Annotated in this window: 4 protein-coding genes; 2 read left to right on the plus strand and 2 right to left on the minus strand. The window is 46.8% G+C overall.

Annotated elements, in window-relative coordinates; genetic code table 11:
* Positions 1-62: 62 nt before the first annotated feature.
* Positions 63-5459, plus strand: coding sequence for an AAA family ATPase (locus QUA80_RS11820; protein ID WP_333424322.1), 5397 nt, complete (start codon positions 63-65; stop codon positions 5457-5459).
* 357 nt (positions 5460-5816) lie between these two features.
* On the opposite strand, the gene QUA80_RS11825 is transcribed toward QUA80_RS11820, so the two are convergent.
* Together QUA80_RS11825 and QUA80_RS11830 are read right to left on the minus strand one after the other, a co-directional pair.
* Positions 5817-10676, minus strand: coding sequence for a DUF4347 domain-containing protein (locus tag QUA80_RS11825; protein ID WP_333424324.1), 4860 nt, complete (start codon positions 10674-10676; stop codon positions 5817-5819).
* Between the two features lie 351 nt (positions 10677-11027).
* Positions 11028-14732, minus strand: a complete 3705-nt coding sequence (locus QUA80_RS11830; protein ID WP_445302231.1) for a CHAT domain-containing protein — start codon at positions 14730-14732, stop codon at positions 11028-11030.
* Positions 14733-15017: 285 nt separating this feature from the next.
* On the opposite strand from QUA80_RS11830, the gene QUA80_RS11835 reads away from it, so the two are divergent.
* A complete protein-coding gene (locus QUA80_RS11835) occupies positions 15018-20753 on the plus strand; it encodes an AAA family ATPase (RefSeq protein WP_333424328.1) in 5736 nt (1911 codons plus the stop codon).
* Positions 20754-20883: the final 130 nt, after the last annotated feature.

Consider the following 20883-nt stretch of genomic DNA (forward strand, 5'->3'; position numbering starts at 1 on the left):
TTCTCGACACAACGAACCCTGTGTGTTTTGAATTCGCGTTAATTTTTACCAGAAAAATAAATATGCTGTCCATTCCAGGCATTGCCATCCAGAAGCTGCTTTACGAAAGTGCCAGCTCTCTGGTTTACCGGGCCCTTCGGGAAGCGGATCGCCAACCGCTCATCCTCAAACTTCTCAAAGAGAGCTACCCCACACCTCAAGAATTGCTGCGCTACCGCACCGAATACCGCATCACCCGAGAGCTGCAAGAGGCGGGAGTCGTGCGAGTCTATGACTTGAAAAAATACCAAAACAGCCTCGTGATTTTTGTGGAGGACTTTGGCGGGGAATCCTTGAAAATATGGATGCAGCAGCGAAAGTTTAGCCTCAACGAGTTTCTGCTGCTGGCGATCGCCACCACAGAAATATTAGGGCAAATTCACAGCGCCAATATTATTCACAAGGATATTAACCCTTCTAATATAGTATTTAATCCAGCCACCGACCAGCTCAAAATTATCGACTTTGGCATTTCTACTCAGTTAAAAAGAGAAACCCCGACCCTGAAAAACCCCAACATTTTAGAAGGAACCTTAGCTTATATTTCACCCGAACAAACCGGCAGGATGAATCGCACTCTCGATTACCGCACAGATTTTTACTCTCTCGGCGTCACCTTCTACGAATTGCTCACAGGAAAACTACCTTTTGACACAGAAGACGCTTTAGAGTTGGTGCACTGCCACATTGCCAGACAACCAATTCCTGCCCACGAATCCGCTCCAGAAATTCCTCTAGCTATCTCGAAAATTATCAGTAAATTGATGGCTAAGAATGCCGAAAATCGCTATCAAACAGCCTTGGGACTCAAGCACGATCTAGAAATGTGTTTGGTTCAATTACAAGAAACGCATAGCATAGAAGAATTTGACTTGGGAAAGCACGATCTTACAGACCGTTTTCTGATTCCAGAAAAGTTATACGGTAGAGAAACTGAAGTAGAGCATCTATTAGCAGCCTTTGAAAGAGTCAGTACGGCCAGTGCCGAAATGATGCTAGTAGCTGGCTTTTCTGGGATTGGTAAAACCGCCGTAGTGAACGAAGTCCACAAGCCGATCGCCAGACAGCGCGGCTATTTTATTCAAGGCAAATACGATCAATTTGGGCGCAATATTCCTTTCAGTGCATTTGTGCAAGCATTTCGAGAATTGATGGGGCAATTATTATCAGAAAGTGACGCTCAATTACAAACATGGAAGACCAATATTCTGACAGCAGTGGGCGATAGCGGGCAAGTGCTGATTGAGGTAATTCCTGAGTTAGAACGCATTATTGGCCCTCAACCGGCCGCACTAGAACTGTCAGGGAATGCAGCACAAAATCGCTTCAATCTGCTGATGCAAAAGTTTGTACAAGTATTTACTACTGCCGAACATCCCTTAGTGATTTTTTTGGACGATTTGCAGTGGGCAGATTCAGCATCGCTCAACTTGCTACAACTGTTAATGCAGGATACAGGGCATCTGTTAGTATTGGGTGCTTATCGGGATAATGAAGTCTCCCCTGTTCACCCGTTTATGTTGACGGTGGATGAGATTGTGAAGTCTGGGGCAGTGGTGAATACGATTACGCTGCAACCGTTGAGTTTAGCAGATATGAATCAGTTGGTAGCAGATACGCTGATTTGCGATTTATCCTTGGCTGAGCCGTTGACAGAACTGGTTTATCAAAAAACCAAAGGTAATCCCTTTTTCTCTACTCAATTCCTCAAGTCGTTGTATGAAGATGGTCACATTATATTTGCTCCCCCTGGGTTCCCCACCCCCCTTTCATCCCCCCTTACCAACGGGAGACCCAGGGGGGTACAAGGAGGGTGGCAGTGCAATATCGATCGAGTTAAATTTGCCGACGCCTCGGATGTGGTTGAGTTTATGGCGGCGCAATTGCAGAAGTTGCCTGCCCAAACTCAGGATGTTCTCAAACTTGCCGCGTGCATAGGGGCGCAGTTTGATTTAGAGACCTTGGCAATAGTCAGCGAAGAATTACCAGAACAAACGGAATCAGCGCTGTGGAAAGCCTTGCAAGAAGGACTCATTTTAGTGATTTCAGAAGGCTATGATTTAATTCAAGCAGACGATCGACCTCCGAATCAGTCTGTTGCTAATCCCACTTATCGCTTCCTGCACGATCGCGTCCAGCAAGCGGCTTATTCATTGATTCCCGACGAGCAAAAAAAAGCCACTCATCTGAAAATAGGACAGTTACTGCTACAAAATTCTTCCGACATTGAAACAGAAGAAAAACTGTTTGATATTGTGGGGCATTTAAATCAAGGAATTGAGTTAATCGATCGATTAAGCGAACGAGAAGCCTTAGCCCAACTCAACTTAGAAGCAGGACGTAAAGCCAGAAGTTCTACCGCCTACGCGGCGGCAAATATTTATCTACAAACGGGAATCGAGCTACTGACACCTCAATGCTGGCAAACTCAATATCAACTGGCGCTAAATCTCTATGTTGCTGCTGCTGAAATTGCCTATTTGAATGGTGACTTTGATGGTATGGAACAGATAGCCGCACTGGTTTTGCAAGAAGCCCAAACAATTTTAGATCGAGTTAAAATTTACGAAATTAAAATTGCCGCTCAGACAGCCCAGAGCAAGGTTTTAGAAACGATCGCCGTAGCAAGAGAGGCACTCTTACAATTGGGGATTGAGCTCCCTGCCGAACCTGATGAAGCCAAGATTGGCAAAGCGCTACAAGCCCTTGCGGGCTCCCTCGGCGACAGAAAGATTGAGGAATTGGTTGACCTACCTGTGATGACAAATCCACAGACTCAGGCAGCTATCCAACTGTCTGGTATGTTGTTTCCACCCATTTTCCAGGGAATGCCCGGTTTGCTGCCTCTTCTGAGCTCTACGATGGTGAGTTTATCCCTCTCCTTTGGGAATGCGCCCGCATCGACAGTGGGTTATGCGATGCACGGGATGGTGTTCTGTGCCTTTTTACAAGAGGTGGAAACGGGCTATGGCTTTGGGCAATTGGCACTTTCATTGCTCGATAGGTTCAATGTACGGGAATTCAAGTCTATAATTCTGCTGTTGTTTGGTGGTTGGATTCAGCATCGCCAAGAAGCTCTTTTGGCAACGATACCGACGCTGAAAGAAGGCTATAGGTTGGGTATGGAAACCGGCGACTTTGTAGACGCTGGGTACAACATATATATTTGTTTTTATACTCATTTATTCGCTGGGGTAGAACTAGACACTTGGGAACCAGAAATAGCAAGTTACAGGGCTGTCATGGCGCAGTTAAAACAATATTCTGCTCGGGTTTATTTGGATATGATTCAGCAGACGGTGCAAAACTTGAGGGAAACCCGTACTCGGCCGGATTTGTTAATAGGCTCTGCCTACGATGAAACGGTGATGATTCCCAGGCACTATCAGGATAATGAATTTACGGCGATCGCTTGTGCCTGCATCTTCAAACTGCTGCTTGCTTACTGCTATGGCAATTATACGGCTGCACTAGACCACATTACCCAAGTCAAACAGTATTTGATGGGAGTATCTGGATCGGCTTTTGTTCCAATTTTTCATTTTTATGCCGCCCTGACGCACCTGGCACTTTTTCCGGCACAGCCAGCAAGTGAGCAAACTGAAATTATTGCCTTAGTGGAAACCCATCAAAGCACGCTGCAACAGTGGGCGCAAAATGCTCCGATGAACTATCTGCATAAATGGTATTTAGTGGAAGCAGAACGGCAACGGGTGTTGGGCAATAAAGCCGAGGCGATTGAAATGTACGATCGCGCAATTGAAGGAGCCCAAGAAAACGAATATGTTAATGACGAAGCCCTGGCCAACGAACTAGCAGCAAAATTTTACGGGGAATGGGGCAAAACAAAAGTTGCTCAAGCCTACATATTTGAGGCGTATTATTGTTATGTTGAATGGGGAGCCACTGCTAAGGTAACGGATTTAGAAACGCGATATCCCCACTTATTCGCGGTAACTCAACCGGGAAGGAACAACACTCAAACTACCGTATCAATGACAACGACTGGTTCGGGTAATCACCTAGATATCACCGCAGTTATGAAGGCTTCTCAGGCGATTTCTGGAGAAATTATGCTAGATAAGCTACTGTCTAGCTTGATGAAAATTTTGATGGAAAATGCAGGGGCGCAACGAGGCTATCTGATTTTGTTAAGCCAGGGACAACTGTTGATTGAAGCTGAAGGGACAATCGATGACGAACTCGTCACCGTGTTGCAGTCAATCCCGGTTGAAACCTGTCAAGAACTTGCTACCGCAATTGTCAATTATGTGAGCCGCACTCAAGAAAGCGTGGTATTGGATGATGCTGCACGCTCGGGACAATTTACCAACGACCGCCACATCCGAAAGCATCAGCCCAAATCAATTTTATGTGTGCCGCTGATTAATCAATCTCAAATCATTAGTATTGTTTACCTAGAAAATAATTTGACAGCGGGAGCTTTTACCCCAGAAAGAGTGGAAATATTAAAAGTTTTATCTGGACAAGCGGCGATCTCGATTCAAAATTCTAAGCTTTATACAGAAGTACGCGAAAATGAAAGCAGGCTGGCTCAACTCAACAAAGCTTACGAGCGCTTCGTGCCCCATCAATTCCTCCAGTTTCTCAGGAAATCAAGCATCATTGATGTGGAATTGGGCGATCAAGTGCAGTTAGAAATGTCGGTACTGTTTTCTGACATTCGCAATTTTACCACGCTTTCGGAAACTATGACGCCGGAGGATAATTTCAAATTTATCAATTCTTATCTTTCTCGTATGGAACCCGTCATTAATGAAAATAAGGGGTTTATCGACAAATATATTGGCGATGCGATTATGGCGCTGTTTAGCGGTGAGGCGGATCATGCGGTGAAAGCGGGAATTGCTATGCTACACCGTCTCGCTGAATACAATGAATACTGCGCTAACGCTGGCTGTGCGCCGATTCAGATTGGAATTGGGATTAATACGGGTTCTTTGATGCTGGGAACTGTAGGAGGACCAAATCGCATGGACGGGACAGTCATCAGCGATGCGGTGAATTTAGCTTCTCGCGTGGAAAGTTTGACGAAAAATTATGGGGTGTCTCTATTAATTACCCAGCCAACTTACTCGCGCCTAAAAAATCCATCCCAGTACGCAATCCGCACTCTCGATACGGTAAAAGTCAAAGGAAAATCCGAAGCTGTGACGGTTTATGAGGTGTTTGATGCAGATCCGCTACAAATTAAAGAGGGCAAGTTAGCTACGCTGGAATTGTTTGCAAAAGCTTTGGCGATTTACTCGGAAGGGAATGTGGCTGAAGCGGCGTGGCTGTTTTCAGAGTGTTGGCGTCAGAATCAGGGCGATCGCATTGCTAAAATTTATTGGGAACGCTGTCAGTCTGCATTGGGGACTCGCACAAAAATCAAAGACAGGCTACACAATTTAAATTAAGCGGTTGCTATAGCGATCTTTGCAGGAGTCGTAAATTTTTGACCCCACCCCAACCCTCCCCGAAGTAGCTTGCTAGGGAGTAAGAAATTCACAAATGATGCGAGGATTGCTATATAAGCTGTGTTGCATCTAGATTGCCTATGGTATTAGAGAGGGAGAGGGGGAGAAGGGGAGAGGGGGAGAGGATTTGACGATTTTCGATCTGGACTAGAAATATACAATTTAAATGCACAACAGCTTACCTGAGAATCAAAACAAAAGTGCGATCGACTGCTGAGACACGCTACCAACTAGGCGATCTAAATCGCGTAGGTATATTGTGGCGCTTTAGCGCTAAAGCGCCACAACATACGAAGTCTAAAAAGTTACTGCCTGAACTATACTGCTGGCAGTGACTCCTTTCAAGACAGCTAAATATTCCCCTGTTACCTGATACTGAATTATAGTATCGCTCACATTCGCGCCGGTTCCTTGAAAAATATTTAACTGGTTAAAAGCAAGGGGGCTAATTAAATCAATTTTGTCTTGATTTAGGGTAAAATCAACGATCGTATCAGCAGTAGCTAAGTCTGTTGAACCAGTATCGATCGCGATCGCAAACACATCAAAACCCAATCCGCCTGTGAGAGTGTCGGCCCCCATTTCTCCAAATAAGTAATCATTGCCCCCGTCGCCAAACAATATATCGTCGCCATCGCCTCCGTAAATGCGATCGTTTGCCTTACCTCCGTAAATCAAATCAGAACCGCCGTCACCCTGAATAAATTCAATGCCTTGGCCGCCAAAAATAATGTCATTGCCATCACCGCCGTTGATGCCGTCATCCCCTTTTTGTCCGTACAGCAAGTCATCGCCTGCTTTGCCATCAAGATAATCATTGCCGGGGCGTGCGTGGATAATATCATTCAATGCCGATCCTGTGGCGCGATCGTCCTTATCTGTCAAACCGATTACTGACTTTTTCAACAAGGTTGTGACATCGCCTAAGTTGTCGTTATCGCTGATATTGACTGTGAGAGGGGCGACCAGGTTGTTATACAATGTGTCATTGCTGGTAGTGGCGTGGCTAATTGGACTTAGACGATCGCCCTCAGCAACCGCATCGTCAACCGCAGTCACCGTTACCGTTTGAGCGACATTCCAATTGGCGGAAGTAAAAGTAAGGGCCCTTTGGCTGACAGTAACTTGGGTTCCCGCAGTAATAGCAACGGTGACATTAGCAGTTGGTTGAGTATTTAGTCGCACTTTGTATATATCGCTGCCCAAGCTTTCGAGTACCTCGGTACTGCTAAGTGGTTGAATGAAAATGATAGCGGGAGTACCTGGAGTTGTTGTGGGAGTCCTAGTCGGCGGGGGAGTCGGTGTTGGCGTGGGAGTCGGCGGGGGAGTCGGTGTTGGCGGGGGAGTCGGAGTCGGCGTGGGAGTCGGCGGGGGAGTCGGTGTTGGCGGGGGAGTTGGTGTTGGCGTGGGAGTCGGAGTCGGCGGGGGAGTCGGTGTTGGCGTGGGAGTCGGAGTCGGCGTGGCTATGTTAACAGTAAAACTGCCTAAATTGCTACCTACAACTTGATTGCCAAAAGTATCTTTTACTTGCGATGCTTGCAAATTAACAGTGTAACTGCCATTATCTGTATCATCCCAACTTCCCCCAGGCGGAGTCAGCGAATAAATTGCCGTGCGAGGTGTGCCGTTACTATTAGTATCGACGCTGACAAATGTAGCGGGAATTGCACCACCTGACCAGTTTACTACCAGGTCAGAGTTATCTAAACTGCTAACATCAACTCCGCTACTATCACTGAAAGTAACTGTCAATGTCTGACTTGTGCCGCCCGCTGTAGTAATGTTAGAAATTGTACCCAAGCTAGCAGTAGGTGCGGTAACATCAGCAGTGCGAGTCAGTTGAGTGGCAGCGGTATTATTATTACTGGCAGTATCGGTAGCTTTAGCCTCCGGTACATCAACTGTGACGGGGCCATCAGCATTCGGTGTAACTGTAAAATTATAAGTCGTGCCGCTACCTGTAAAACCGCTCGCCGTACCGTTAGTAACATTAATGCCACTCGCACTAAATCCTGTCACATTTTCACTGAAAGTGGCTGTGACTAAAAATGGTGCATTTATTGTTGTGGGTGAAGTTGATGTTAAGGCAACTGTTGGTGCGGTAACATCAGCAGTACGAACCAGTTGAGTTGCAGCGATATTGTTATTACTGGCAGTATCGGTAGCTTTAGCCTCCGGTACATCAACTGTGACGGGGCCATCAGCATTCGGTGTAACTGTAAAATTATAAGTCGTGCCGCTACCTGTAAAACCGCTCACCGTACCGTTAGTAACATTAATGCCAGTTGCACTAAATCCTGTCACATTTTCACTGAAAGTTGCTGTGACTAAAAATGGTGCATTTATTGTTGTTGCTGAATTTGATGTTAAAGCAACTGTTGGTGCGGTAAAATCAGCAGTGCGAACCAGTCCAGTGGCAGCGATATTGTTATTACTGGCAATATCCGTAGCTTTAGCAGCAAGTACATCAACTGTGATGGGGCCATCAGCATTCGGTGTAACTGTAAAATTATAAGTCGTGCCGCTACCTGTAAAACCGCTAACCCTACCGTTAGTAACATTAATGCCAGTTGCACTAAATCCTGTCACATTTTCACTGAAAGTTGCTGTGACTAAAAATGGTGCATTGATTGTTGTTGCTGAAGTTGAAGTTAAGGCAACTGTTGGCGGTGTAATATCAGCAGTACGAGTCAGTTGAGTGGCAGCGGTATTGTTATTACTCGCAGTATCCTTCGCTTTAGCCTCCGGTACATCAACTGTGACGGGGCCATCAGCAGTAGGAGTGACATCAAAGGTGTAGGTTTTGGCATCAACTGTGACAAAGTTACCGATAGTCGCATTGGCTACGGTGATATCAGTATTATCAAACCCGGTGACATTTTCGCTGAATGTTGCTGTGACGCTAAATAAACCATTTAGTGTTGTTGGTGATGTGGATGTTAAAGCAACTGTTGGTGCAATGCCATCAATAACTATGGCTTTGCTACCGCCGAGCGAGTTGGCTGAGGCGGTAGCGGGCAGGGCTAAGATGGCATCCACAGTCAAATTATCTTTGATGGTGCCGCCGTTGAGGGTGAGGGCACTTGTGGAGAGGTATTCTAAGTCGAGGGAAGTGTCTCCGGCTTGGACTACATAGTTGAAAGTGAGGGCGGTACCGCCGCTACCACTGGCATAAGTGGCAAATTGGTCAGTTGTGCCAGTTTCTAGTTGCAGTCGGGGTGTGCCGATGACGGTGACAGCAGCATCGAAGGTGACGGTGATATTGATGGTGGAACCTACACCGTAGCTACCGTCTGCAGTGGTGGCAGTGACTGCAGTAACTTTGGGGCTGCTGGTGTTGAGCAGGATGGAGGCGGTGTCGTCTTGGTTCGCCGTTGCTAAGTCAGGTTTGCCGTCGCCGTTGATGTCGCCGATGCTGACGGAGAGGGGGCCAGTGCCAGTAAGGAAGTCTACTTTGGGGGCGAAAGTGGCAGTCGTGGCTCCCGTGGCGGTGGTGTTGAGCAAGATGGAGGCGTTGTCGTCATTGCGGTTCGCCACAGCTAAGTCAGGTTTGCCATCACCGTTGATGTCGCCGATGCTGACAGAGTAGGAGCCACTGCCAGTAGTGAAGTCAACTTTTGGCTCGAAGGTGGGGGTGGTGGCGAAGGTGGCGGTGGTGTTGAGCAGGATGGAGGCGGTGTTGCTGTCAAAATTCGCCGTTGCTAAGTCAGGTTTGCCGTCGCCGTTGATGTCGCCTATGCTGATGGATAGGGGGTTGCTACCAGTAACAAAGTCAACTGTCGGGTTGAAGGAGGGGGTGGCGGCTCCGGTGGCAGTGGTGTTCAGCAGGATGGAGGTACTGCTACCGAAGCCGATGTTCGCCGTTGCTAAGTCAGGTTTACCGTCGCCGTTGATGTCGCCGATGCTGACGGATTGGGGGTTATTGCCACCAGTGGCGAAGTCAGCTTTGGTGGCGAAGGTGGGGGTGGTGGCGAAGGTGGCGGTGGTGTTGAGCAGGATGGAGGCGGTGTTGCTGTCAAAATTCGCCGTTGCTAAGTCAGGTTTGCCGTCGCCGTTGATGTCGCCTATGCTGATGGATAGGGGTTTAACGCCAGTAGCGAACCCGACTTTGGGGGAGAAAGTGGGAGTGGTGGCTCCAGTGGCAGTGGTGTTGAGCAGGATGGAGACGCCGTTGCTGCCGGAGCTCGCCACAGCTAAGTCAAGTTTGCCGTCGCCGTTGATGTCGCCGATGCTGACGGATTGAGGCCAAAGATCAGTAGCGAAGTCAAATTTGGTGGTGAAGGTGGGAGTGCCGGCTCCGGTGGCGGTGGTGTTTATCAGGATGGAGGCGGTGCTGAAGGTGTAGTTGGCCGTTGCTAAGTCAGGTTTGCCGTCGCCGTTGATGTCGCCGATGCTGACGGATCTGGGGCTAGCGCCAGTTGCGAAGTCAACTTTGGGAGCGAAGCCTAGTAGACCGCTGTAGGTTTTCAGGGCATTGGCGTTAAATGGTATTGGTGTTTCAATGAGGCCTATTTGTACTTCCAGTTCCCAGTCTCCGCCCAGTGCGGCATTGCCGGTGGAGTTGGCGGAGGCGGCGATGTCGGCACCCGTTAATTCACTCAGGCGTTGGAGGAATTGGTTAGGTTTTGTGGGCTTAACACCAGTCCCGCCGGGGGTTAAAACCCCCGTCCGATCGCGAAAGTCCTCGATCGAGGACTGAATAAATGAATTGTCTTCAGTCGGTTTCAACCGACTTAAGCTATGAGACGGGGGTTTTAACCCCTGGCGGATGTGGCGGATGTGGCGGATGTGGCGGATGTCAATTTTCACCGATACATCAGCGGCAACATTACACCCGTAGAGGAGAATATCGGCACCGGGAATTAATGCTTTGCGCCACTGTTGGAGTTGAGGGGCGAAGCTGTCTATGTTGCTGGTGTTGAGTGTATTTGCACCGAGTTGTACTGCACCTGGACTGCCGTGAGAGATGATGTGGATTGCTTCTATATGTATATTTTGTTCAATTGCGAGCCTTTCGGTAATTTGCTCAATGCCATCGAGCGTTTCATCTAGGATAATTACTTCAGCATTTGGGGAAATCCCGCTAATTAAACTCTGGTAATCTTCAACATTTGAGGCTATAAAAACTAGATTTGAAACAATTTTTTGCTGTATCATTATGCAACCTTTTTAATTGTTAAATTTTATAGGTTTCACTCAAATATAACTTACAGCAGATTCGACGTTTATGAAGTACCCCCGCCTATCGTTATATCCGCGTAGGAACACGGCGAAAGCCTTTGTCCCTACACTTGATTAACTAGCATCTGATTGCGAGCTACGCCTAAATTTCTTATACCAATTTTTTATGAGGCCCCGTAGAATCCGATCCCCCCTAGCCCCCCTTAATAAGGGGGGGACAAGATTCCGCTCAAAGTCCCCCTTCTTAAGGGGGATGCGAGGGGGATCGAGATGTGTGCAACTTCACATTAAATTGGTATTACGATTGCTTTGTTCCTCGCAATGACATTACCAAGGACTTCCAATCATCGTAAAGCCCGACCAATAATAAGGATGGGAAAGATTTTCATTACTCAGTTTAGCTAATTCGGGCGGTAATTCTAACTCCTTATTTGAGTTAGACAAAATTAAACGGCCATTTTCAATGCGAACTTGACCTTTGAGCATAGCAATTTGAGCCTGCCGCAAGGCTTCAGCTTTAATAGGTGCGACTTTTAACCGATCGTAAAATTCAGCCATTAACCCTAAAGTACCTTCATCGCTGACGTACCAAAGACTAGCTAAAACTGACTTCACCCCCGCTTGCACAGCTAACCCCGCAAAACCTAATTCGGTGTCATCATCACCCACAGCAGTTCTGCAAGCGCTCAACACCAATAGCTCAACTTTAGGTGGCTGATTCCAGCCTAGTTCGCGCACGCGATCGAGTGTTAACCTTCTATCTGATAACTGAATGTAAGAATTGCTCGGTGCTCCTGACTTAAATTCTCCGTGAGTGGCGAGGTGAATAATCCGAAAGGCTTGGGCGGTGCGTTGCGACCTAAGATTGTTGAGAGTAAAGGTTTGGTTGAGGAAGGATTCGCCTTTCCATTCGGAGGCAATAGCATTAAGTTCTGCAGGCACTGCGGGTAATGGTTGGTTATTGGTAAATTGCGACGCTCCCATTGCTAAAACTTCAGCATTTTTAACACTTTCATAGCTAGTATCGGTTAAGTTGACGCTGGGAATGAGTCCGATGCTGTACTTTTCTACTAGAAATTGAGAACCGTCATGGAGGGCGGCTAAGGGGAGCGATCGCAATCCCGCATCCATACTAAAAACTAGGGTGTCGATGCCCTCAGCTTTCAAATCAGCTTCCAAGGGCGCAATTATCCACTGGTAAAGTTGTTGGGATGCTGGCAAATATCTCTGAGTATTTAGGTTTCTGGGATTAAGGAGTTCATCCCTAAAATTGGCGGCGACTTGCATCAAAGTTTCGCGCCGGGCGGCGGGGATGCTTTTGTAAATTGGGATGCCTGTAGGGGGAACTACGATCAGGTCTAGTTGTTCAGGGCGGGCTAAGGCGTAAATAATGGCTGGTTTTTTACCAGTTTGGCTGGCGATCGTTCTAGTTCTTTGCTGTATGGCGGTAAAAGATTGCAAATCCCGCCTGATTTGCTGGTTAATGTATGACCCCACTTGTTCGCTGTAGAAGATATCGATAAAGAAACTGGCTTGAGGGATATCGCCTTTATCGATTAGCCGTGTGATATCGCTGGGGCTAACTATACTTAGAGGCGATGCCGTTTGGACAACTTCGCTTACCCCATCGGATCTGTAGTTAAAAAGAGATTCAATTCTATTAATGCTATTCAGGTTGTCAGATTGAGAGAGTGCATTGGTAATTGAAATATCCGGTAATGTCGTTTGTTCTGATATTGGAGATGGCGCGGGTTCCGGTGTTGGAGATGGTGTTGGAGATGGTGTTGGAGATGGTGGTGGTGTTGGAGATGGTGATGGTGTCGGTTGTGGTGTCGGTTGTGGTGTCGGTTCTGGTGTTGGTTGTGGTGTCGGTTCCGGCGTTGGTTCCGGCGTTGGTTGTGGGGTTGGAGATGGGGTTGGTTGTGGTGTCGGAGATGGGGTTGGTTGTGGTGTCGGAGATGGGGTTGGTTGTGGGGTTGGAGATGGGGTCGGTTGTGGTGTCGGTTCCGGCGTTGGTTGTGGGGTTGGAGATGGTGTCGGTTGTGGTGTCGGTTCCGGCGTTGGTGTCGGTTCCGGTGTCGGTGTCGGTTCCGGTGTTGGAGATGGCGCGGAAGTAACGATCGCAATATTGCCCTGAGTGTAACTCCTAGGCGGCACCGGCACCGCAAACTCTGGCGAAATTGTTTCGGAACCTGATGTAATCGCTCCCGCCGTCCCATTCGTTGTCGCATCGCCGACAATAAAAGGTATAGTCGTGCTCCCCGCGTGGCGAATAGTAATCGCGCCGCCACCCGTGCCATTAGCGCTGGAAATGCTCGCATTTACACCGTTACTATCTGTAAAAGTGCCGCTGACTGTGAGAAGATTGCCAGCCGTGAGGTCAATACTGCCGCCAGTAGACTGAAGAGTGCCTGTAACGGCGATGTCGCTAGCAGCATTGAGAGTAATATTACCGCCAGAAGTGGCGATCGCATCCAGCGCAATGTCCCCTCCCGACTCTAAAATCACAGGCCCGCCTGCTGTCGAAATCGCTCCCACTCCGATGCTATTGCCCGAAGCAACACCCGATGAAACAAAAAATACCTCCCCTTGGATGACATCCGGCGGCAGATTCCCAGCATTCGCCACAGTCGAAACGCCCGATCGCAGAATTAAAGCTGCACTACCTGAAAGCACCGCCGCATCTGGATCGGCAGAACCTGACAAAGTAGTATCTGGCCCAGTGATACTAATATCTCCCGCCGCGATCGCGCCTTTTGCTTCTACCTTAAGTGAGGTTCCAGTATAATCCCCAAATCTCACATCTCCCTCCGAGCTAATAATCGGGTCGTACAAACTCAAAAAACTGCCGCCGTTGCCAGCCAATGTGAGAATACTTACATTACCTCCCGCAGTGAAGTGAGCATCACCGGAAACAGTGCCATTGCTCAATAATGTGATATCCCCGGAGGATTGGAATGCAGGGCTGGGGTAATTTAGGGCGAAGATATCAATATTTTGATTACCTTGTATAGTAAGATTGCCGCCTGCGATCGCCCTGAAAGGATAACTTCCATCCCTCACCCGCACCGTATCTCCAGCCAACAGATACAAATAGTTCTCAGTAAGTAGCTGGCTTTCTACCAAAGTGAGATTGCGTGCTGCCGAGAGTGTAGCATTCTGACTGTTAACAGTAGAACTAGCGATCGCCACATCCCCGCTTTCCACCCTCAAACCCGCCGTCAACACCACTTCCCCAGCACCGTTAACGGAGATACCAGTAGCAGAGTTCCCACCTGCGCCCGCAAGCAATTGCGGAAGAGACAAAGGCAGAGATAATTGCCCATTCTGTGCCAACAATTCCCCGTCAACCACCCCTATTTCTAAACTCAATAAATGTCCTTCTTGACTAAGCCGAACAGCATTTTTACCGGGTACAGCAGCGACAATAATATTACCTTGGGGAGCATTGAGCGAACCAGTGCTGATGACAGTACCGCCAATTAAAGTTATACTTTGTCCCCGCATAACTGCTAAATTACCTGCATTAATAATACTTCCCGGTTGGCTGAGATTAAAGTAAAAAGTGTTCGGAGTTCCTATCAGCGTACTGTAATCGTTCGCTCCAGCCACATTGAACAAACCGGAATCAAAACCTATGTTAGTAGCAGTAGTAGCCGTAAAAGCAGCCGGAAGATTCAAGCTAGCATTAGGGCCAAATATCATGCCCGAAGGATTGATTAAAAAAAGGTTGGAGTTGCCGCCACTTACTTGAAGTAAACCGTTAATAATAGAAGGATTGCCGCCTACTACCCGACCCAGAATGTTCCGAATAGCGGGATTAGAGATAAAATTAGCAATCTGCCCTTCGCTAAGCCCAAACTGTTGAAAACTGTGGAAAAGATTCGCTCCATCTCTAGAAGTTTTACCGCCTGTAATATTCAAGCGATCGCCGCTAGGCGTGACAGTAGTTCCAGTGTCATTGGGTGCGGGAACAATGGGTTGTGCTTGTAGCGCCCCTGTAGTGACAATAGTGGCTGCGATCGCCAGCATTGCAGCACCTTGTATAGAAAAAAATGCTAGTTTCATTGTAATTATGGTGTGTGATACCCCAGGCTGCGTAATGTGGGCTGGAAATAAAAACAAAAGTGCGATCGACTGTTGATGCACCCTACAAACTAGGCGATCGCAATCGGGGCTAGCACAAAGTATTTCCAGGCTGCTACTCAAAAACTCAACATTTGTTAACAAACCCCATTTTGTTCTTTCTAACGTGCTATTCTATACACAAACCTGGTGCGTTTTGACTGCGCGTTAATTTTTAGCAAAAAAATCAATATGCTCTCGATTCCAGGCGTCGCGGCTGTGGCGGTTCTTTACGAAAGTGTCAACTCTCTGGTTTACCGCGCGATTCGGGAAGCAAATAATCAGCCAATTATCCTCAAACTGCTCAAAGAAAGCTACCCCACACCTCAAGAATTGGTGCGCTACCGCACCGAATACCGCATCACTCAAGATCTAAAAGAGGCGGGAGTCGTGCGGGTTTATGACTTGCAAAAATACCAAAACAGCCTCGTGATGTTTGTAGAGGACTTTGGTGGCGAATCCTTGACTATTTGGATGCAGCAGCGAAAGTTTAGCCTCAAGGAATTTCTAAAAATTGCGATCGCCACAACTGAAATTTTAGGGCAAATTCACAGCGCCAACATCATCCACAAAGATATTAACCCCTCGAATATTGTTTACAACCCAGAAACGGAACAATTAAAAATTATCGACTTTGGCATTTCCACTCAGCTAAGCCGAGAAACACCGATACTGAAAAACCCCGGAATTCTGGAAGGAACCCTTGCTTACATCTCACCGGAACAAACTGGCAGGATGAATCGCACTCTCGATTACCGTACAGACTTTTACTCCCTCGGCGTCACCTTCTACGAATTGCTGACAGGAAAACTGCCTTTTGAGACAGAAGACGCTTTAGAGCTAGTTCACTGCCACATTGCCAGACAGCCATTACCCCCGCACGAAATCGACCCAGAAGTTCCCGTAATTGTGTCTCAAATTGTCAGCAAGCTGATGGCTAAAAATGCCGAAAACCGCTATCAAACAGCCTTGGGAATCAAGCAGGATTTAGAAACTTGTCTTTGTCAATTACAAGCAACAGGTAATATAGAGACGTTTGCCTTGGGAACGCAGGATATTACCGACCGTTTCCTGATTCCCGAAAAGTTATACGGCAGGGAAACTGAAGTTTTTAATCTATTATCAGCCTTTGAACGAGTCAGTACAGGTAGCGCCGAAATGATGCTAGTCGCTGGCTTATCGGGCATTGGTAAAACCGCAGTGGTGAATGAAGTCCACAAACCGATCGCCAGACAGCGCGGCTATTTTATCAAAGGGAAATACGACCAATTTGGGCGCAATATTCCTTTCAGTGCATTTGTGCAAGCATTTCGGGAATTGATGGGACAATTATTATCAGAAAGTGACGCTCAATTACAAACATGGAAGACCAATATTCTGACAGCAGTAGGCGACAGCGGGCAAGTGCTGATTGATGTAATTCCTGAGTTAGAACGCATCATTGGCCCTCAAAGTCCTGCACTAGAATTGTCGGGGAGTGCCGCCCAAAATCGCTTCAATCTGCTGATGCAGAAATTTGTGCAAGTATTTACCCAAGCAAAACATCCCTTAGTGATGTTTCTGGACGATTTGCAGTGGGCAGATTCGGCATCTTTGAAATTGCTACAACTGTTGATGAAAGATACGGGGCATCTGTTAGTATTGGGTGCTTATCGGGATAATGAGGTATCATCGGCTCATCCGTTTATGCTGACGACCTATGAGATTGTGAAGTCGGGAGCCACGGTGAATACGATTATCCTGCAACCGTTGAGTTTAGCAGATCTCAATCAGTTGGTAGCAGATACGCTGATGTGCGATTTATCTTTTGCTCAACCTTTGACAGAATTGGTTTATCAAAAAACCAAAGGTAATCCCTTTTTCTCGACTCAATTCCTCAAGGCGTTGCATGAAGATGCTCAAATTACTTTTGACTGGAATTTACGGCATTGGCAGTGCGATATTGCTCAAGCTAGACTTACCCATGCCTCGGATGTGGTGGAGTTTATGGCGGTGCAATTGCAGAAGTTGCCTGCCCAAACTCAGGATGTTCTCAAACTGGCGGCTTGCATTGGGGCGCAGTTTGATTTAGACACCTTGGCAATAGTCAGCGAAGAATTACCAGAACAAACTGCATCATCACTCTGGAGAGCATTGCAAGAAGGACTTATTTTACCCATTACAGAAGGCTATAAATGCTTCCTTCAAACACAGAATATATCCCCTACTGAGTCTATTACCAATCCCACTTATAAGTTTCTGCACGATCGCGTCCAGCAAGCAGCTTATTCCCTAATACCCGAAAACCAAAAACAAGCCACTCATCTCAAAATTGGACAGTTACTGCTACAAAATTCCTCGGCTCTTGAAAGAGAAGAAAAACTATTTGATATTGTGGGGCATTTGAATCAAGCAATTGAGTCGATCGATCGATTAAGCGAACGAGAAGCCTTAGCCAAACTCAACTTAGAAGCGGGAGGTAAGGCAAGAAGTTCTACCGCCTACGCGGCGGCCAATATCTATCTGCAAACAGGGATTGAGCTACTGAGGGCCAACTGCTGGCAAAGTCAGTATGAGTTGACCCTGAATCTCTATGTTGCTGCTGCTGAAATTGCCTATTTGAATGGTGACTTTGATGGCATGGAACAGATGGCAGCACAGGTTTTGCAAGAAGCTCAGACGATTTTAGACAAAGTTAAAATTTATGTAATTCAAATCGCCGCCCAGACAGCCCAGAGCAAGATGTTGGAGGCGATCGCAGTGGGTAGAGATGCACTCTTGCAATTGGGTGTTGAACTACCCGCCGAACCCGATAAAGCCACGATTGGTAAAGCGTTACAAGCCCTGGCCGGCCAACTTCAGGACATACAGATCGAGCAACTGTTTGACTTGCCTGTGATGACGGATCTTCAGACTCGGGCTGCTATGCAACTGTTAAGAATGTTATGTGCACCCATTTTTCAAGCAATACCGAGTTTAACGCCTCTAGTTAGCTCCACTATGGTGAGTTTATCGCTCTCCTTTGGGAATGCACCCGCATCAAGTGTGGGGTATGCGATGCACGGGATGGTGCTGAGTGCCTTTTTAGGAAAGGTGGAAACAGGCTATGCCTTTGGTAAATTGGCACTTTCATTGGTCGATAGGTTCAATGTCCGGGAATTCAAGTCGATGATTTTGCTGCTGTTTGGGTGCTTTATTCAGCATCACCAAGAATCTCTTTTGGCGACCGTACTGACGCTGAAAGAAGGCTATAGGTTGGGCATGGAAACCGGCGACTATGTATACGCTGGCTACAGCATAAACCAATACTTTGTAGGCAAGTTTATCGGTGGGGTAGAGCTAGACACTTGGGAAACCGAAGTAGTAAGTTACAGCGCTGCCTTGGCTCAGGTGAAACATTCTCATGCTTTTCGGGATATGACGCAGCAGACCGTGAAGAACTTGAGGGAATCCTGTATTCTGTCGGATTGTTTGAGCGGTCAAACCTACGATGAAACGGTGATGATTCCCAAGCAGCAGCAGGATAATCAACTTTCGGCGATCGCTGCTGTCTACATCTACAAACTGTTGCTTGCCTACTCATGCGGCAATTATACGGCTGCTCTAGACCACATTGCCCGCAGCCAACAGTATTTAATGGCAGTATCCGGATTAGTTTTTGTTCCCATTTTCCATTTCTATGCCGCTCTCACCTATCTGGCACTTTTTCGGGCACAGCCAGCAATTGAGCAAGCTGAAATTATTGCGCTGCTGGAAACCCATCAAACCATTTTGGAAAAATGGGCGCAAAATGCTCCGATGAATTATCTGCATAAATGGTATTTGGTTGAGGGAGAACGGCAACGGGTGTTGGGCAATAAAGCTGAGGCAATTGAAATGTACGATCGCGCAATTGAAGGAGCAAAAGAAAACAAATATGTTAATGACGAAGCCCTTGCCAACGAACTAGCAGCAAAATTCTACTGGGAATGGAGCAAAGAAAAACTTGCTCAAACCTACATGATTGAGGCATATTATTGTTATGTTCAATGGGGAGCCACTGCTAAGGTAACGGATTTAGAAACGCGATATCCGCAGTTATTGGCGCCCATCCAACCGGGAATAAAAATAACTAAAACTACGGCATCAGTGACGCTCACGGGTTCTGATTCTAACTTAGATATCACCACAGTAATGAAAGCTTCTCAGGCAATTTCCGGTGAAATTATGCTGGATAAACTACTGTCTAGCTTGATGAAAATTCTGATGGAAAGTGCCGGGGCGGAAATAGGATATCTAATTTTATCAAGTCAGGGAAAACTCTTAATTGAAGCTAAAGGAACAATAAATGCCCAACAAGTCACCGTCTTGCAGTCAATCCCAGTTGAAGATTGTCAAGAACTTTCCTGTGCAATTGTCAACTATGTGGCTCGCACTCAAGAAAGCGTGGTACTAGATGATGCTGCCCGAGAGGGACAATTTACCAACGACCCCTACATCCAAAAGCATCAGCCCAAATCAATTTTATGCGTGCCGCTGATTAACCAATCTCAAATCGTCAGTATTGTTTATCTAGAAAATAATTTGACTGCCGGAGCTTTTACCCCAGAAAGAGTGGAACTATTAAAAGTGTTATCTGGACAGGTAGCTATCTCGATTCAAAATTCTAAGCTTTATACAGAAGTCCGCGAAAGTGAGAACAGGCTCACTCAATTTTTAGAAGCAATTCCAGTCGGGGTGTCAGTGCTGGATGCTTCTGGCAAACCTTACTATAGTAATCGCGTTGCTATTCAATTATTGGGTAAAGGAGTGATTCCTGAAGTCACCAGCGAGCAAATACCCGAGGTTTATCAACTCTATCAAGCGGGAACAGAGCAGGAATATCCCTCGGCACAATTGCCCACTACGCGGGCGTTGAGTGGCGAAAGTGCCACTGTAGATGATATGGAAATTCACCAAGGCAACAAGATTATTCCGATCGAGGCTTGGGGTACACCCATCTATGATGAAAAGGACAATATTTCTTATGCAATTGTAGCCTTTCAAGATATCACGGAGCGCAAAAAAGCCGAAACAGAGCGAATCAGATTTACCGATGAATTGTTCCAACTCAACCAAGCTTACGAGCGTTTCGTTCCCAATCAGTTCCTCCAGTTTTTAGAGAAATCAAGCATTATTGATGTGGAATTGGGCGACCAAGTGCAGTTGGAAATGTCGGTGCTGTTTTCCGACATTCGCGATTTTACTACGCTTTCGGAAAGCATGACGCCGCAGGATAATTTCAAATTTATCAATTCCTATCTTTCTCGCATGGAACCCGTCATTAATGAAAATAACGGGTTTATTGATAAATATATTGGCGATGCGATTATGGCGCTGTTTAGCGGTGAGGCGGATAATGCAGTGAAAGCCGGAATTGCTATGCTGCAGGGCCTCGTTGGATACAATCAACACCGCGCTAATTCTGGCTATAGCCCCATTCAGATTGGGATTGGCATCAATACTGGAACTTTGATGCTGGGAACGGTGGGAGGACAAAATCGCATGGAGGGCACAGTAATTTCCGATGCGGTGAATTTAGCTTCTCGCGTGGAGGGATTGACAAAAAATTATGGGGTGTCGCTATTAATCACCCAGGCAACTTACTCGCGTTTAGAAAATCTATCCCAGTACGCAATCCGCACCCTCGATACGGTAAAAGTCAAGGGAAAATCTGAAGCGGTGACGGTTTATGAGGTGTTTGATGCCGATACGCCAGAAATCAAAGCGGGCAAGTTAGCTACGCTGGAATTGTTTGCCGAAGCCTTGGCAATTTATTCGGAAGGGAAGTTAGCTAAAGCGGGGCGGCTGTTTGCTGAGTGTTGTCGTCAGAATCCGGGCGATGCCGTCGCTAAAATTTACTGGCAACGCTGTCAGTCTACTTTAAGAAATCGCACAAAAATCAAAGACCGGCCACACAATTTAGATTAATCATAAAAGTCCCAAACTCGATCGCTACATTAAAAACTCAACATTTGTTACAAAAAAAATTTTTCTCTTCTAACGTGCTATTCTATACACAAAGCTGGTGGGTTTTAACTTAGCTTTAATTTTTACCCTA

It is taken from the genome of Microcoleus sp. F4-D5 (assembly GCF_036704885.1).
GTDB lineage: Bacteria > Cyanobacteriota > Cyanobacteriia > Cyanobacteriales > Microcoleaceae > Microcoleus.